Source organism: Streptomyces sp. NPDC031274 (genome assembly GCF_055570235.1).
On record NZ_JBVIHP010000012.1, the window covers coordinates 41,993 to 56,276 of the forward strand.

Below are 14,284 nucleotides of genomic sequence, written 5' to 3' on the forward strand. Positions count from 1 at the left end.
CGTAATTCAGCCCGGCTGCTTTGTGCTGTCGGTCAGCCGATGTTGTCGACGGCGGCGCGTGCCCGCGCGAGCGTCGACTGTGCGGTGCCGTCGTTCTGTTCCAGCGTGGTGCGCACGAGGCGGATGATCTCCCGTACCTCGTTGGCCGCCTTGTTCCAGCGCACTTCCTTGCCGTGGTAGTCGTCTGAGACGCCGTCGGCCTGGTAGTCGGCCATCGCGGCCTTCACCGCGCGGTCACGGTCGCCGAGCACCCGCTCCAGCTGACCGATGATGATCTGCAGGCCGCCCTGTACGTCGGCCGAGGCGCCGGTGTCGTAGGAACGGCGGTCCTGGGTTCCAGCCATGGCGAAGTTCCCCCTGTGTGCGAATGTGTGCGAAGTGTTTGGGCGTGCGAGCAGGCTGACTCGGCGGACTCAGGCGGAGAAGCGGGCGCCGTCGAAGTTGGCCGCGCCCATGTTCTGGTGGGCGTTGTCGGACTGTTCCTGGTCACCGGAGCCGAACGCGGTGTCCATGCCCGCCTGTCCGCCCAGGATCGAGGACAGGGCCCCGTTCAGGTCCGAAGTGATCTCGTCCGCCCGCAGCTTGAATGAGTCGAAGGTCGCCTTGCCCGCGCCGTTGAACTTGCCTTCCAGCGGCTCGGCCGCCTGGACCAGCAGGTTGATCAGCGTCCCGAGATCGTCGCTGGACCCCACGGTGTTCTTCCCCAGCACCGCGAGAGTCGTGTCTCCCATGTCGAACTTCATGAGTCCACCCCCGTGTATCCCCGATTGTGTGGTGCGTCGTGGGTGGTTCTGCCGTCACGGCATGCACACGCACCACTCACGCCCCGTATTCTATCGAACATCCTGTCCCATAAGAGGCTGTGGGCGCGACGCATTTGGGGACGGGACAGCGTGATCCGCGCCATGGCGTATGCCGCGACCTGGGCCGCCCCAGAACACCGACGGGCCGCCTCAGACCCCTCAGAACACCGAAAGCCCCGTCAACGTAGTGAACCGGTCCAGCGCCGCCACCCCCGAAACCGAGTTGCCCCGTTCGTCCAGGCCCGGGCTCCAGACGCAGAGCGTGCAGTGGCCGGGGACGACGGCGATGATGCCGCCGCCTACGCCGCTCTTGCCCGGTAGGCCCACGCGGTAGGCGAATTCGCCCGCCGCGTCGTACGTCCCGCAGGTCAGCATGATCGCGTTGACCTGTTTGGACTGGCTGTTGCTCAGCAGGCGGGTGCCGTCGGTGCGGATGCCGTGGCGGGCCAGGAAGCCGGTGGCCAGGGCCAGGTCGGCGCAGGACGCCTCGACCGAGCACTGGCGGAAGTACTGGTTGAGCAGGGTCGGGACCGGGTTGTCGATGTTCCCGTAGGCCGCCATGAAGTGGCCGAGCGCGGCGTTGCGGTCCCCGTGGGCTGATTCGGACGCGGCGACGGCTTCGTTGATGGCGAGCTTGTCGTTGCCGCTCTCCGCGCGCAGGAAGTCGAGGAGGGTGTTCGCCGCGTCCCCGGTCTGGGTCTGTAGGCGGTCGGTGACGACGAGCGCGCCCGCGTTGATGAAGGGATTGCGGGGGATGCCGTTCTCGTACTCCAACTGCACGAGCGAGTTGAAGGGGTTGCCGGAGGGCTCGCGGCCCACGTGTTCCCACAGGGCGTCACCCTCGCCCGCCAGGTCGAGCGCGAGAGTGAAGACCTTGGTGATGGACTGCGCGGAGAACGGCTGCCGCCAGTCGCCCACCCCGTACACCGTGCCGTCCGGCTCGGCGACGGCCATGCCGAACCGGCGCGGGTCGCACGCGGCGAGCGCCGGGATGTAGTCGGCGGGCCTGCCGCGTTCCGGCGTCAACTCGATCTCGGCCGCGATGCGGTCCAGGACCGGCTGGAAGGTCAGGGACGACGTCGTCATGATCGCCATTCTGGACTGTCGTGGGCCGGGGCGTTCGGGCGGCGCGAGGGCTCAGGCGCGCCGCGAGCCGGCCAGGACCTCGGGGCGGAGCAGCTCCGCCAGGCGTTCCGCGGGCAACAGGCCCTTGTCCAGGACGAGTTCCGCCACGCCGCGTCCCGTGGCGAGTGCCTCCTTGGCGATGGCGGTGGCCGCCTCGTACCCGATGTGGGGGTTGAGCGCGGTGACGAGGCCGATGGAGTTCTCCACCGCCGCGCGGAGCGAGTCCGTGTTGGCGGTGATCCCGGCGACGCACCGCTCGGCGAGCGTCAGGCAGGCGGCGCGCAGATGCGTGAGGCTCTCGGACAAGGAGTGCAGGATGATCGGCTCGAACGCGTTGAGCTGCAGCTGGCCCGCCTCCGCCGCCATGGTGATCGTGACGTCGTTGCCGATCACCTCGAAGGCGACCTGGTTGACCACCTCGGGGATCACCGGGTTCACCTTGCCCGGCATGATGCTCGAACCGGCCTGCACCGGCGGCAGGTTGATCTCGTTCAGGCCCGCACGCGGCCCGGACGACAGGAGGCGCAGGTCGTTGCAGCTCTTGGAGAGCTTCACCGCGATCCGCTTCAGGACCCCGGACATCTGGACGAACGCCCCGCAGTCCTGGGTCGCCTCGACGAGGTTCGCCGCCGTCACCAGCGGGAGTCCTGTGATGTCCGAGAGGTGGCGGCGCGCCGACTCGGCGTAGCCCGTGGGCGCGTTGAGCCCGGTGCCGATCGCTGTCGCGCCCAGGTTGATCTCGTGGATCAGCTCGACGGCTTCGGCGAGCCGACTGCGGTCCTCGTCGAGCATCACCGCGTACGCGGAGAACTCCTGCCCGAGCGTCATCGGCACGGCGTCCTGCAACTGCGTGCGCCCCATCTTCAGGACGTCGCGGAACTCGACGGCCTTGGCCGCGAAGGCGTCCTGCAGCACGGCCATCGCCTGCAGGAGCTCGCGCACCGCGAAGACCGTGCCGACCTTGACGGCCGTCGGGTAGACGTCGTTCGTCGACTGCCCGAGGTTGACGTCCTCGTTCGGGTGCAGGAACTCGTAGGCGCCCTTGGCGTGGCCGAGCAGCTCAAGGGCGCGGTTGGCGACGACCTCGTTGGCGTTCATGTTCGTCGAGGTGCCGGCACCGCCCTGGATGACGTCCACGACGAACTGGTCGTGCAGCTTGCCGTCGCGGATCTCCCGGCAGGCCTCCACGATGGCCGCCGCCTTACGGGGCTCAAGGAGGCCGAGCTCCTCGTTGGCGAGCGCGGCGGCCTCCTTGACCGCGGCCAGCGCCTTGATGAGGTGCGGGTAGGTGGAGATCGGGGTCCCCGTGATGGGGAAGTTCTCCTTGGCGCGCAGGGAGTGGACACCCCAGTACGCCTCGGCGGGGATGTCACGGTGGCCGAGCAGGTCGTGCTCGCTGCGGACGGTCATGGTGGTGCGTCTTCCTTCTGGGGTGGGGGGAGCGGGGGAGTGGGCGAGCAGGGGGCGCAGGGGGCGGGTGGTGCGTCAGGTGTACGACGCCGACGCCACCGGCTCCAGCGCACGCGCCGGACGGATGGAGCCGACCACCGCCCCGCCCCCGAGCAGCGGCGCATCGCCGAGCCCCGCGAGCGCGGCCGGATCGACCCCGCAGCGCGCGAGCGCCGCCGCGGTGACCGGCAGGCGCGCCCGGTCCGATCCGTCGGAGATCTTCACGGCGATGGCCCGGCCGTCCGGCAGCGCCGCGACCTGTACCCCTTCGAAGCCGTCCTTGGCGAGCAGCCCCGGCACGGCCCGCATCAGGGCGGCGACGTCGCGGCCTGAGCCCGAGGCCATCTCGGCGTGTTCGCGCATCGCGTCGGCCACCCGCGCCTCGGGGGTGCCGGGCGGCGCCGTGGTGATCCGGGCCGCGGCGCGTGCGAGGCCGTGCAGGGAGATGGAGAACAGGGGCGCGCCGCAGCCGTCGACCGTCACATGGGCGAGGGCCTGCCCGGTGAGTTCCTCGACGGTCCCGGCGATCGCCTGCTGGAGCGGATGGGCGGGATCGAGGCAGTCGTCGAGCGACCAGCCGTTCAACCGCGCCGTGTACAGCATCGCCGCATGCTTGCCCGAGCAGTTCTGCGCGAGCCGTGACGGCAGCCGTCCGGCGCGGATCCAGTCCTCCCGTACGACCGGGTCGAAGGGCAGGTCCGCCACATTGCGCAGATCGTCCTCGACGAGCCCGGCCAGCTCCAGGATCTGCCGGGCACCGGCGAGATGCCGCTCCTCGCCGGAGTGGCTCGCCGCGGTCAGCGCGAGCAGTTCGCCGTCGAGCGGGAGCCCGGCCCGCAGCAGCGCCACGGCCTGCACCGGCTTGATCGCCGAGCGCGGGTAGAACGCCGCCTCGATGTCACCGAGCTGCAGCTCCACGCTCCCGTCGGCGGCCAGCACGACCACCGATCCGTAGTGGATGCCCTCGATGACGCCGCCGCGTACGAGACGGGCGACGGGCGCGTGCAGAGGTTCCCGCACCACGGGCGCCTCGGCGAGTGAACTCCCGTACGCAGGAGTCGTGTTGAGGGTGCTCATGCGTCCGCTCCGGACTTCCGTATGGCCGACACCCGGCCGCGTACGCAGTACCACCCGGCCACCAGTGCCGCCGCGATCAGCGGCAGGCACAGCACGGTCGTGCGTCCGGCGCCCCCGTCGGCGTACATCAGGACCAGCACGGAGGCGAGGAAGAAGAGGGTGACGAGCTGGGTCCAGGGCGAGCCGGGCAGGCGGTAGTCCGGGCGCTCGATGGCGCCCTCCTCCGTCTTCCGCCAGAACTGCAGATGGCAGAGCATGATCATGCCCCAGGTGGCGAGGATGCCGAGGGCCGCGAAGTTCAGGACGATCTCGAACGCGTCGGCGGGGACCACGAAGTTGAGTCCGACGCCGAGCACACAGATGCCGCTGGTCAGCAGGATTCCGCCGTACGGGACCTGGCTGCGGCTCATGACCCCGGTGAACCGGGGCGCGGAGCCGGACATCGCCATGGAGCGCAGGATGCGGCCGGTGGAGTAGAGGCCGGAGTTCAGCGACGACATGGCCGCGGTGAGCACCACGAGGTTCATCACGCCGCCGGCCGCCGGGATGCCGATGTTGGAGAGCACGGTGACGAAGGGGCTCTCGCCGGAGGTGTACTTGTTCCAGGGCAGCAGCATGGAGAGCAGCAGCACGGAGCCGACGTAGAAGAGACCGACGCGCCACATGATGGAGTTGATGGCCTTCGGCATGATCTTCTCGGGGTTCTCGGTCTCGCCCGCCGCGACGCCGACCAGCTCGACGGAGGCGTAGGCGAAGACGACGCCCTGGATGATCAGGAGCATCGGCAGCAGGCCGCTCGGGAAGATGCCGCCGTTGTCGGAGATCAGGGACGGGCCCGGGGTGTGGCCGTCCACGGGGTTCTGCGTGACGAGCAGGAAGATCCCGATCAGCATGAAGATCACCAGGGCGCTGACCTTGACGATCGCGAACCAGAACTCCAGCTCCCCGAAGATCTTCACGGAGATGAGGTTGACCGTGAGGACGACGGCGAGCGCGATGAGGGCGATCACCCACTGCGGGATGTCGGAGAACATGCCCCAGTAGTGGGTGTAGGTGGCGACCGCGGTGATATCGGCGATCCCGGTGGTCGCCCAGTTCAGGAAGTACATCCAGCCCGCCGTGTACGCGCCCTTCTCGCCGAGGAACTCCCTGGCGTACGAGACGAAGGCGCCGGACGAGGGCCGGTACAGGACGAGTTCGCCGAGCGCCCGCACGACCAGGAAGGCGAAGGCGCCGCAGACGGCGTACGCGAGGAACAGCGAGGGACCGGCCTCGGCGAGGCGGCCGCCGGCCCCGAGGAAGAGTCCCGTGCCGATCGCGCCGCCGACGGCGATCATGTTGACGTGCCGGGACTTCAGGGACTTGCTGTACCCCGCGTCCCCGGCATCGACGTGACCTGCGGGTTTCCGTATTCGCGACGATTCTCCGAGGGACTGTTCGCTCACGCCTGGTGTCCGCCTTCCGGTGGGGCGTCCGTGCGCTCGGGGCGCACGATCGCGGTGAGGGTCGTCTCGACGCGGTCGAGGTGATGCGCCATGGCCTCGGTCGCGTCGTGCGAGCTGCCGTCGACGAGCGCCTCGACGATCGCGCGGTGCTCGCGGTTGGACTGCTCGCGGCGGTCGCCGAGTTCGTTGAGGAACGCGGACTGGCGGGCCAGCGCGTCCCGGATCTCCTCGATCACGCGGCGGAAGACCGGGTTCTGGGCGGCCTGCGCGACGGCGAGGTGGAAGAGCGTGTCCATGGCCACCCATGCGGTGGTGTCGGTCTCGTGCTCCATCCGCTCCAGGAGGTGGGCGAGGTGGTCGAGGTCCTCGGGTGTACGGCGCGCTGCCGCGTAGCCCGTCATGGGGATCTCGACGTGCCGCCGGACCTCCAGGAGGTCGCTGGCCGCGTAGTCGCCGAAGGTGGGGTCCTCGACGGTCCCGTTCGACAGGACGAAGGTGCCCTTGCCGGTCCGGGAGACGGTGAGGCCCATGGTCTGCAGGGCCCGCAGTGCTTCCCGAAGGACGGGCCTGCTGACCTCCAGGCGACGGCAGAGCTCCGCCTCGGAGGGAAGCTTGTCGCCTATGGCGTAGTCGCCGCGCTCGATGGCGCCGCGCAGATGACCGAGCACCGCTTCCATGGCGCTGACGCGCCGGGGTACCGGGTCACCTGTCTGGCTGTCTGACAGGTTCACGGGGGTGATCCTGCGGGGGGACGGGAGGGGCTGTCAAGGGTCGGGGGGAGGGAGAGACGGGTGGGGGCCTCGGGGGTGGGGGCTCTACGGCCTTGGGTAAGGAGCTGGGCCGGGAGCGGCTGGAATTGGCCGTTGCATGTCAAGAATCATGGAGGTGTGCCTTGTCACCTCAAGGGGCCCATGCCTCAATGAGCAGCGGTCCGGGATGCTGACTGGCCGTCAGTTCGGCTGGCCGTTTCCCGGTGCCGCCCCCCCGCATTCCCCCCACTTGAAGGCAGGACCACATGAGGCATGGCAGTTACTCGATCGGCAGACCGGGCAGATACGGCTTCGGCAGGCCCGACTTCGGCAGATTCGGCTTCGGCAGGCCCGGTTTCGGCAGACTCGGTGCCGGGTCGGCGTTGGGCGTCGGCCTGGTCGCCCTGGGCGCGATGGTGATGGCGCCCGCCGCCACCGCGGTGACCCCGGACACCGCGACCATCTCGTTCGACTGCGGTTCCTGGGGCTCGGGTTCGGCGACGCTCAAGGCCACCCAGGACGGGACCGCCGCGACCATCAGCGTCTCCACGTCGGCGATCAGCGCACCCATCGACATCGGCGCGGGCTCGGTCGCCTCGACGCTCACGCTCACCAAGAACGGCTCGGGCACGGCGACCTTCACCGGCAACTCCAACCCGGCCATTCCCGCGGGCGGCGAGGTCTCCACAGGGCCGCTCGACGGGACCGTCGCCACCGGCGACAGCCTGGAGGGCAAGTCGCTGAACGTCGTGGTCCTCGGGATCAGCGTGACCTGCAACGCCACGTCGGCGCAGGCGCCCGGACCGTTCGTCTTCTGACGTCGGCTCCTGGCGTCGGCTCCTGGCGGTGACCGGCGAGTTCTTCGAGGGGCGGCGGCGCTCAGTCCTGGGCGGCGCCGCCCCTCTCGCCCGTCTCCGCCGCCAGCGGGCGCCAGTACTGGTTCTTGCCCTCGTCCCGTACGACGTACCCCAGATCCTGCAGCGCCCCGCCGAGCTCCCGGACGTCCTCCCCGTCATCGTCATCGCTCTTCAACGCCACCTTCCGTGCCGCGAGGACCGCGTGCGCCTCGGCGGGCAGGCCGGGAGCGCCGGGGATCCAGCGGCGGAAGAGGGACGCGTACGGGTCGGTGTCCCGCCACGGGTAGCCGTGCGCACGGAACGCCTCGGCCAGGGTCGCCGCCGATGCCTTGTGCTCGCCGCGCGTCACCTCGCGTGACGTCTCGTCCAGGACCACCAGGTTCTTGCCGTCCAGGAACACCGCCGAGACGCACTCGCGTCGGACCGTCCGCGTCACGCTGTCCTTCTCGGTCTCCAGCTCCCCGTCGGTGAGCTTCAGCTTCAACGCCTCGTCGATGTCCGCGAAGGCCAGGACCGCCCCGGCCACCAGAGCGACGCCCACCACGACACCGGTCTGCCACGGCTTGTCCAGCGACCCGACGAACGTGATGCCGTCCCGCCAGGGCAGCACCGGCAGGCCAGTCAGCCACCGGGCGAGCGGCGGCAGGGCGAGGCCGATCAGCAGGCCGATGACCGGCATGCCGATGAGCAGGGTCAGCAGGTCCGCGCGCGGGTATCCGAGCACCGTCGTCCGGCCCTTGCGGAGCGAGACGGGGCCGAGGGTCTCTTCGCTGGTCATGCCATCGACGCTAGGCGGGCGGGGGCCGCGGGGGAGCGGCCGAAAGTCGATGGACGGCAGACTTCGGTCGATGCCGCGCCCCTGATCTCCGTCAAGGACCGCCCTCAGGCCACCGGCATCAAGGTCAGATAGGCCAGACCGAGCACCTCGCGGTACCCCCGCAGCCAGGTGTCGCGCTGGCGGTCCGTCTTCTCGCGGGTCTCGGCGGCCAGCGGGTGGTCGGGGTACGTGGCGAGCCACTCCTCCACGTCCGTGCGGTAGCCGGACTCGAACTCCTCCCACTCCTGCGTGCTCGCCGTCTCCACCCACAGCGGGCGGAAGCCCGCCGCGATCGCCGCGTCCACCAGGTCGCCCAGGAAGAGGTGTTCGCCCGCGTGGGCATCCGGCCACATCCCGGCGAGTTCGGCGGGGGCGGGCGTGCGCTGCCAGAAGCCCTCGCCCAGTACGACACGGCCTCCGGGGCTGACCAGGCGGCGCAGTGCGCGCAGGGCCGCGGCGGTGTGGCCGGGCGGCTCCGCGGAGCTGAGCGCGTGGCTGGAGCCCAGGCACAGGACGAGGTCGGCGGGGCCGTGGGTGGTGTCCGTCGCCGACTCCTCGACGAACGAGACCCGCTCGGCCAGGCCGCGCTCCTTGGCGGCGGCGCGGCCCCTGGCCAGGTCGGCGGCCGACAGATCGACGCCCACGCCGGTGGCGTCCGGGGCGGCATCGAGGACGCGGAGCAGCAACTCGCCCCAGCCGCAGCCGATGTCGAGGACGGAGCCGGTGCCCGGCGTGACGCGCTCGACGAGGCGTGCGGCACGTGCCTCGGAGAGCGGGCCGTGGAAGGTGAGGCCGGTGAGGCGGGGCGGCAGGTCCGGGGCGGTGGTCTCGGTCATGGGCGACGACGCTATCCCGTCAACTCGGGCCGCGAAAAGCGACTTTCGCCGCGACGCGCCCGGCCGCGAGGGGGGCGGTCAGGCCCCTTCCGGGCCCGCCTGGTTCTGCTCCTGTTCGCGTACGTTCCTCGCCCGCGAGCCCACTGACACGAGCGCTCCGACGGCCGTGCCCGCCAGGGCCGCAGGCACCATCCAGTTGCGGTTGAAGGAGTGGCCGAGCGCGCTGTCGACGGAGTAGGCGCCGGGGCCCGTGACCGCGAGGGCCGCGGAGACGATGCCGAGGAACGCCGGGTACTCGTAGCCGCCGCCCTGGCTGAAGAAGCCGTTGGGTGCGTGTACCGCGGTCGCCCCGGCCATGGCTCCCGCCGCCGCGGAACCGGCGGCGGGGGTCGCGAGGCCGAGTGCGAGCAGCGTGCCGCCGCCTGCCTCGGCGAGCCCGGCGATGATGGCGTTCGCCTTGCCGGGCGCGAAGCCGATGGACTCCATGAAGGCGCCGGTGCCTTCGATGCCGTGGCCGCCGAACCAGCCGAAGAGCTTCTGGGCGCCGTGGGCGGCGAGGACTCCGCCGGTTGTGACGCGGAGCAGGAGAAGGCCCAGGTCGCGTCGGTCGAAGCAGGAACTGGTCATGGTGCTGACTCCTGGGGCGAGAGGGGGGGGAGGGGAGGGGGGAGAGGCGATTGCATGTGGGTGGGACGGGTGAGTCCGTGTGTTCCGTGTGTGTCGGTGCCGTCCCCCCACCGTCCGTCAGAGCCTCGCCGTGCACCTGGCTCAATCGGCCGTACGGGTGACCCCGCCCGGTGGCGGGGTCGGGCGGCCGGTGTGACCGTGGGCGCATGAGCATCCAGGTAAACCGGCTCTCCGACCCGACGGTCCGGGCCTTCGTCACCGCCGTCAACGCCCACGACCAGGCCGCCTTCCAGGCGGTCCTCACACCCGACGCGGCCATGTCCGACGACGGTTCCGACCGGAACATCGCCGACTGGACCGACCGCGAGATCTTCTCCTCGCACGGCCACATGGACGTGGAGAACGAGTCGGACGGAGGACGCGCGCTGATCGTCACGTTCCGCAACGACACGTGGGGAGAGATGCGGACGAGGTGGCAGTTCACCGTCGACGGCGGGAAGGTCTCCCGGTTCGAGACGGGGCAGGCCTGAGGCAGCAGCGAGGCCCGAGTCAGTACCGCGTCCTGAAGCAGCGGCGCGTGACGCTTTTCGCGCGAGGGCTTGTCTTCGCGTGCGCTTCAACTCCTAGCGTCCATGGGCATGGAGACGACACGTAGGACATTGGGGCGCAGCGGTATCGAGGTCAGCGCGCTCGGACTGGGCTGCTGGGCCATCGGCGGCGAGTGGTCGGGGCCGAACGGGGAGCCGTTCGGCTGGGGTGCGGTCGACGACGAGGAGTCGGTACGGGCGATCCGGCGGGCCGTGGACCTCGGCGTGAACTTCTTCGACACCGCGGACAACTACGGGACCGGGCACAGCGAACGTGTCCTGGGGCGTGCTCTCGGCGCGCGGCGGGACGACGTCGTCATCGCCACGAAGTGGGGCAACCTCTTCGACGAGGAGAGGCGGGCCGCGCTCGGGCGTGCGGACGACTCCGTCGCGTACGCGCGCCGTGCGCTGACCGATTCGCTGAAGCGGCTCGGCACGGATCACGTCGACCTCTACCAGCTGCACATCGGCGACGCGGACCCGGAGCGCGCCGCGCAACTCCGCGACGCCTGCGAGGAGTTCGTGCGGGAAGGGCTCATCCGGGCGTACGGGTGGAGTACGGACGACCCGGCACGGGTGGCGGTCTTCGCCGAGGGGCCGCACTGCGCGGCGGTGCAGCATCGCTGCAATGTGCTCCAGGACGCGCCAAAGATGCTGGCGCTCTGCGAGGAGCTCGGGCTCGCGAGCGTGCTGCGGAGCCCGTTGGCGATGGGGCTGCTCACCGGGAAGTTCAGCGCCGGGCGTGTGCCGGAGGCCGGAGACATCCGCAGCGCGCCGCCCGCCTGGCTGCCGGGCTTCGGAACGGGCGGGGGCGCGGATCCCGAGTGGCTGGCGCGGGTGGACGCCTTGCGGTCCGTGCTGACCGGCGGCGGTCGGAGCCTCACACAGGGGGCGCTCGCCTGGCTCTGGGCGCGGAGCCCGATGGCGGTACCGGTGCCGGGCTTCCGGACCGTGGCGCAGGTCGAGGAGAACGTGGGCGCGATGGAGTACGGGGCTTTGAGTGAGGGGGAGTTGGGGGAGGTCGAGCGCATTCTGAGTGAGGTGCGCGCGGTGGGCGGGGAGTAGTCCGTTCGGAGGGCGATGGCGCGCGGGGAGAGGGGTCGGGCGGGGGCCGGAACCTACCTACCCGGAACCTACTACCGACCCATCTACCTACCGACCCATCTACCTACCGACCCATCTACCTACCTACCCTCCGATCCGCACCGCCGCCCCGCTCACCCGCACCCTCGCGTCCCCTTCCCGCAAGGTCACCGTGAGTACGCCGGGGCGCCCCATGTCCGCGCCCTGGTGAAGGGTGAGTTCCGACTCCGCCGGGACCAGGGACAGTTCACGGGCGTACGCGCCGAACGCCGCCGCCGCGGCGCCCGTGGCGGGGTCCTCCACGACTCCGCCCACCGGGAACGGGTCGCGGGCGTGGAAGGTCAAGTCCGACTCGCGCCAGACCAGTTGGACCGTGGTCAGGTCCAGGCGGTGCATCAGGGTGGCGAGGCGTTCGAAGTCGTACGAGAGGTCGGCGAGGCGTTCGCGGGTCGCGGCGGCCAGGATCAGATGGCGGGCGCCCGCGTAGGCGATACGGGGTGGCAGCGCCGGGTCGAGGTCGGCCGCGGGCCAGTCGAGCGCGGCCAGGGCCTCGGCCAGGTCGGCCGCCGCGACCTCCGTGACGTGCGGTTCGACGCTGGTGAGCGTCGCCCGAAGGGTGCCGTCCACGTCGGTCACGGTCACCGGCACCGTGCCCGCCCGCGTGGAGAAGACGAAGTCGCCCGTACCGCCGCCCCGCTCGGCCAGTGCGACCGCCGCCGCCACCGTCGCGTGCCCGCAGAAGGAGACCTCGGCCTGCGGGCTGAAGTAGCGCACATCGAAGGCGCGGCCCGCATCTTCGGCACCGGCACCGGAGCCCGGGAGCAGGAACGCCGACTCGCTGTACCCCACCTCCGCCGCGATCCCCAGCATCGCCGCATCGTCGAGCCCGGCGGCGTCGAGCACGATCCCGGCGGGGTTGCCGCCCGCCGGGTCGGTCGCGAACGCGGTGTATCGCAGTACGTCAGGAGAGACGGCGGGAGAGGTGGCGTCAGGAGAGCTGGCAGGAGAGGCGGCGTCAGCCGAGTTCGTTGTCATGTCGCAGGGCAACCGTTCCGCGACCCCGGTCATTCCCGCGGCTCCCCAGCGCGGGCCCCCGACCGGCCGTCACGGAGCGGCTGCCCTGCCCCCCTCCCCATTCACAGTGGCAAGTGGCCTTCAGCGGCAGGCAGTCAGCAGTCAGCAGACAGCAGACAGCAGACAGCAGACAGCAGCCGTCAGTGGCAGTTCTTGTAGCCGGGGTTGCTGTTCGTCCAGGAGCAGGAGTCCTTGAGCGAGCCGCTCGGCTTGATGAGGCGGGCCTTGTCGCTGGTGTTGTTCCAGACGTACGAGCCGCGGCCCCAGTAGCGGACGCCGGACGCGTTGGTGCCCTTGCCCGTGCGGACCTTGACGGTCTTGCCGGCGCCGATCTTGTAGCTGCCGAAGGTGTACGTGTAGCCGGTGTTGTCCTTCAGCTTGTAGCCCTTGAGCTGGATCGCCGAGCCGGTGTTGTTGTGGATGTTGACCCACTCCGCGTTCAGCGAGGAGTTGGAGCGGGAGTCCCGGCCCGGGCTGTCGTACTGGATGTACCCGAGGTGCAGTCCACCCTGGTGGCGGGCGGCCGTGGCCGCGGTCGCGGGGGACGTGGCGAGCAGCGAGGCCGAAAGTGCGGCGGCGGCGAGAACGGCCGGGGCGGCGGAACGTATGCGCAAGGTGTGCTCCGAGTGTGCTCTGAATGTGGAGTTCTCGTGGAGGGCTTGCTGAGCATACGGGGTGTGATGCGCGTAATTGACGCGGTGCTTCCTATTCCGTTTGTGAAGATGTGGGCCGACCGTGAGGGCGGGGTCACGGTCGGCCACAGAAAAGAGGCGCCGGACGCCACTGGCGTCCGGCGGCCCCGCCCCTAACCCCGCCCGGCGAACAGCATGCTCAACCCCGCCCGACGAACGGCATGTTCGTCGCAAGCACCGTCGCGAACTGCACGTTCGCCTCCAGCGGCAGCTCCGCCATATGGCGCACCGTCCGTGCCACGTCCGACACGTCCATCACCGGCTCGGGCGCCAACTCGCCGTTGGCCTGGAGGATTCCGTCCCGCATCCGCTCGGTCATGTCGGTCGCCGCGTTGCCGATGTCGATCTGGCCGCAGGCGATCCGGTAGGGGCGGCCGTCCAGGGAGAGGGATTTCGTCAGGCCGGTCAGCGCGTGCTTCGTCGCCGTGTACGCGACGGAGTGCGGGCGCGGGACATGCGCGGAGATGGAGCCGTTGTTGATGATCCGGCCGCCCTGCGGGTCCTGCCCCTTCATCTGCCGGAAGGCCGCCTGCGCGCACAGGAACGCGCCGTGGAGGTTCGTGTCGACGACGTGCCGCCACGCGTCGTACTCCAGCTCGTCGACCGGGACGCCGCCGGGGCCGAACGTACCGGCGTTGTTGAAGAGGAGGTCGAGACGGCCGTAGCGGTCGTGCACGGCGGCGAAGAGCGCGGCCACGTCCTCGGGCCGCGAGACGTCGGTGCGTACGCACAGTGCGTCGGTCTTGGCCGGGGCGTTCACCTCGGTGGCGTCCTCGGCGTGCGGGACGGGCCGCACCGCGGCGCCCTCCGACACTCCCGCGGCGATCGCCGCCGTCTCCTCCAGGGTCTCCGAGCGGCGCCCCGCGAGTGCCACGGACCATCCGGCCCGCAGCAGTTCCACTGCCACGGACCTGCCGATCCCGGAGCCCGCGCCGGTCACCACCGCGGTCCTTGTCTGCTCGGTCGGGTGCCCAGTTAGCTCTGCGTTCATGGCCCCGCAGCGTACGTGAGGGGTGTCCACGCGGACATCATCCGTCCGCCATGCAGGTGTTGTGTACGCGAC

The 14,284-nt window shown here is 70.6% G+C and carries 16 protein-coding genes; 3 read left to right on the forward strand and 13 right to left on the reverse strand.

Features of this window, described 5'->3' with window-relative positions; genetic code table 11:
• Positions 1-32: 32 nt before the first annotated feature.
• The 7 genes from ACZ5CR_RS20205 to ACZ5CR_RS20235 all read right to left on the reverse strand — a co-directional run bounded on the left by ACZ5CR_RS20205 (position 33) and on the right by ACZ5CR_RS20235 (position 6,576).
• Positions 33-344: a pore-forming ESAT-6 family protein gene (locus ACZ5CR_RS20205; protein ID WP_190084597.1), complete on the reverse strand. Its 312-nt coding sequence runs from the start codon at positions 342-344 to the stop codon at positions 33-35.
• Positions 345-413: 69 nt separating this feature from the next.
• Entirely contained in the window at positions 414-743 is a 330-nt protein-coding gene (locus ACZ5CR_RS20210; protein WP_453526625.1) for a hypothetical protein, read from the reverse strand.
• Positions 744-962: 219 nt separating this feature from the next.
• Positions 963-1,898, reverse strand: coding sequence for a glutaminase (locus ACZ5CR_RS20215; protein WP_468859295.1), 936 nt, complete (start codon positions 1,896-1,898; stop codon positions 963-965).
• 42 nt (positions 1,899-1,940) lie between these two features.
• The gene (gene aspA, locus ACZ5CR_RS20220; protein WP_468859297.1) at positions 1,941-3,338 is read right to left on the reverse strand and encodes an aspartate ammonia-lyase; all 1,398 of its coding nucleotides are present in this window, start codon (positions 3,336-3,338) and stop codon (positions 1,941-1,943) included.
• A gap of 75 nt (positions 3,339-3,413) precedes the next feature.
• Positions 3,414-4,454: an asparaginase gene (locus tag ACZ5CR_RS20225; protein ID WP_468859298.1), complete on the reverse strand. Its 1,041-nt coding sequence runs from the start codon at positions 4,452-4,454 to the stop codon at positions 3,414-3,416.
• Positions 4,451-5,899, reverse strand: a complete 1,449-nt coding sequence (locus ACZ5CR_RS20230) for an amino acid permease (RefSeq protein WP_468859300.1) — start codon at positions 5,897-5,899, stop codon at positions 4,451-4,453. Before ACZ5CR_RS20230 ends, ACZ5CR_RS20225 begins: the two co-directional genes overlap by 4 nt.
• A complete protein-coding gene (locus tag ACZ5CR_RS20235) occupies positions 5,896-6,576 on the reverse strand; it encodes a FadR/GntR family transcriptional regulator (RefSeq protein WP_468859587.1) in 681 nt (226 codons plus the stop codon). Before ACZ5CR_RS20235 ends, ACZ5CR_RS20230 begins: the two co-directional genes overlap by 4 nt.
• Before the next feature lie 485 nt (positions 6,577-7,061).
• On the opposite strand from ACZ5CR_RS20235, the gene ACZ5CR_RS20240 reads away from it, so the two are divergent.
• Positions 7,062-7,466, forward strand: coding sequence for a hypothetical protein (locus tag ACZ5CR_RS20240; protein WP_468859589.1), 405 nt, complete (start codon positions 7,062-7,064; stop codon positions 7,464-7,466).
• Positions 7,467-7,527: 61 nt separating this feature from the next.
• Here the strand turns inward: ACZ5CR_RS20240 and ACZ5CR_RS20245 are convergent, their stop codons facing one another.
• The 3 genes from ACZ5CR_RS20245 to ACZ5CR_RS20255 all read right to left on the reverse strand — a co-directional run bounded on the left by ACZ5CR_RS20245 (position 7,528) and on the right by ACZ5CR_RS20255 (position 9,785).
• Positions 7,528-8,283 carry a YqeB family protein gene (locus tag ACZ5CR_RS20245; protein ID WP_468859301.1) on the reverse strand — a complete coding sequence of 252 codons (756 nt, stop codon included), beginning with the start codon at positions 8,281-8,283 and terminating at the stop codon, positions 7,528-7,530.
• 104 nt (positions 8,284-8,387) lie between these two features.
• A complete protein-coding gene (locus ACZ5CR_RS20250) occupies positions 8,388-9,158 on the reverse strand; it encodes an SAM-dependent methyltransferase (protein WP_468859303.1) in 771 nt (256 codons plus the stop codon).
• 78 nt (positions 9,159-9,236) lie between these two features.
• A complete protein-coding gene (locus tag ACZ5CR_RS20255) occupies positions 9,237-9,785 on the reverse strand; it encodes a DoxX family protein (RefSeq protein WP_468859305.1) in 549 nt (182 codons plus the stop codon).
• Positions 9,786-9,991: 206 nt separating this feature from the next.
• Here ACZ5CR_RS20255 and ACZ5CR_RS20260 point away from each other — a divergent pair, with 206 nt between their 5' ends.
• Positions 9,992-10,315 carry a nuclear transport factor 2 family protein gene (locus ACZ5CR_RS20260; RefSeq protein ID WP_468859306.1) on the forward strand — a complete coding sequence of 108 codons (324 nt, stop codon included), beginning with the start codon at positions 9,992-9,994 and terminating at the stop codon, positions 10,313-10,315.
• Between the two features lie 108 nt (positions 10,316-10,423).
• Complete coding sequence (locus ACZ5CR_RS20265; RefSeq protein ID WP_468859308.1) at positions 10,424-11,437, forward strand: aldo/keto reductase; 1,014 nt, start codon at positions 10,424-10,426, stop codon at positions 11,435-11,437.
• 123 nt (positions 11,438-11,560) lie between these two features.
• Here ACZ5CR_RS20265 and ACZ5CR_RS20270 read toward each other — a convergent pair whose 3' ends face one another.
• The 3 genes from ACZ5CR_RS20270 to ACZ5CR_RS20280 form a co-directional block, all read right to left on the reverse strand.
• Positions 11,561-12,490 (reverse strand): PhzF family phenazine biosynthesis protein, encoded by a 930-nt coding sequence (locus ACZ5CR_RS20270; protein ID WP_468859310.1) that lies wholly within the window; start codon positions 12,488-12,490, stop codon positions 11,561-11,563.
• A gap of 179 nt (positions 12,491-12,669) precedes the next feature.
• Complete coding sequence (locus tag ACZ5CR_RS20275; RefSeq protein ID WP_468859312.1) at positions 12,670-13,143, reverse strand: lamin tail domain-containing protein; 474 nt, start codon at positions 13,141-13,143, stop codon at positions 12,670-12,672.
• A 217-nt stretch (positions 13,144-13,360) separates the two neighbouring features.
• A complete protein-coding gene (locus ACZ5CR_RS20280) occupies positions 13,361-14,212 on the reverse strand; it encodes an SDR family oxidoreductase (protein WP_468859314.1) in 852 nt (283 codons plus the stop codon).
• Positions 14,213-14,284 lie beyond the last annotated feature (72 nt).

What these genes read in the sequence shown, in the direction of transcription:
- ACZ5CR_RS20205 (WP_190084597.1), bottom strand. Translation starts at nt 344, where the DNA reads ATGGCTGGAACCCAGGACCGCCGTTCCTACGACACCGGCGCCTCGGCC.
- ACZ5CR_RS20210 (WP_453526625.1), bottom strand. Translation starts at nt 743, where the DNA reads ATGAAGTTCGACATGGGAGACACGACTCTCGCGGTGCTGGGGAAGAAC.
- ACZ5CR_RS20215 (WP_468859295.1), bottom strand. Translation starts at nt 1,898, where the DNA reads ATGGCGATCATGACGACGTCGTCCCTGACCTTCCAGCCGGTCCTGGAC.
- aspA (WP_468859297.1), bottom strand. Translation starts at nt 3,338, where the DNA reads ATGACCGTCCGCAGCGAGCACGACCTGCTCGGCCACCGTGACATCCCC.
- ACZ5CR_RS20225 (WP_468859298.1), bottom strand. Translation starts at nt 4,454, where the DNA reads ATGAGCACCCTCAACACGACTCCTGCGTACGGGAGTTCACTCGCCGAG.
- ACZ5CR_RS20235 (WP_468859587.1), bottom strand. Translation starts at nt 6,576, where the DNA reads ATGGAAGCGGTGCTCGGTCATCTGCGCGGCGCCATCGAGCGCGGCGAC.
- ACZ5CR_RS20240 (WP_468859589.1), top strand. Translation starts at nt 7,062, where the DNA reads ATGGTGATGGCGCCCGCCGCCACCGCGGTGACCCCGGACACCGCGACC.
- ACZ5CR_RS20245 (WP_468859301.1), bottom strand. Translation starts at nt 8,283, where the DNA reads ATGACCAGCGAAGAGACCCTCGGCCCCGTCTCGCTCCGCAAGGGCCGG.
- ACZ5CR_RS20250 (WP_468859303.1), bottom strand. Translation starts at nt 9,158, where the DNA reads ATGACCGAGACCACCGCCCCGGACCTGCCGCCCCGCCTCACCGGCCTC.
- ACZ5CR_RS20255 (WP_468859305.1), bottom strand. Translation starts at nt 9,785, where the DNA reads ATGACCAGTTCCTGCTTCGACCGACGCGACCTGGGCCTTCTCCTGCTC.
- ACZ5CR_RS20260 (WP_468859306.1), top strand. Translation starts at nt 9,992, where the DNA reads ATGAGCATCCAGGTAAACCGGCTCTCCGACCCGACGGTCCGGGCCTTC.
- ACZ5CR_RS20265 (WP_468859308.1), top strand. Translation starts at nt 10,424, where the DNA reads ATGGAGACGACACGTAGGACATTGGGGCGCAGCGGTATCGAGGTCAGC.
- ACZ5CR_RS20270 (WP_468859310.1), bottom strand. Translation starts at nt 12,490, where the DNA reads ATGACAACGAACTCGGCTGACGCCGCCTCTCCTGCCAGCTCTCCTGAC.
- ACZ5CR_RS20280 (WP_468859314.1), bottom strand. Translation starts at nt 14,212, where the DNA reads ATGAACGCAGAGCTAACTGGGCACCCGACCGAGCAGACAAGGACCGCG.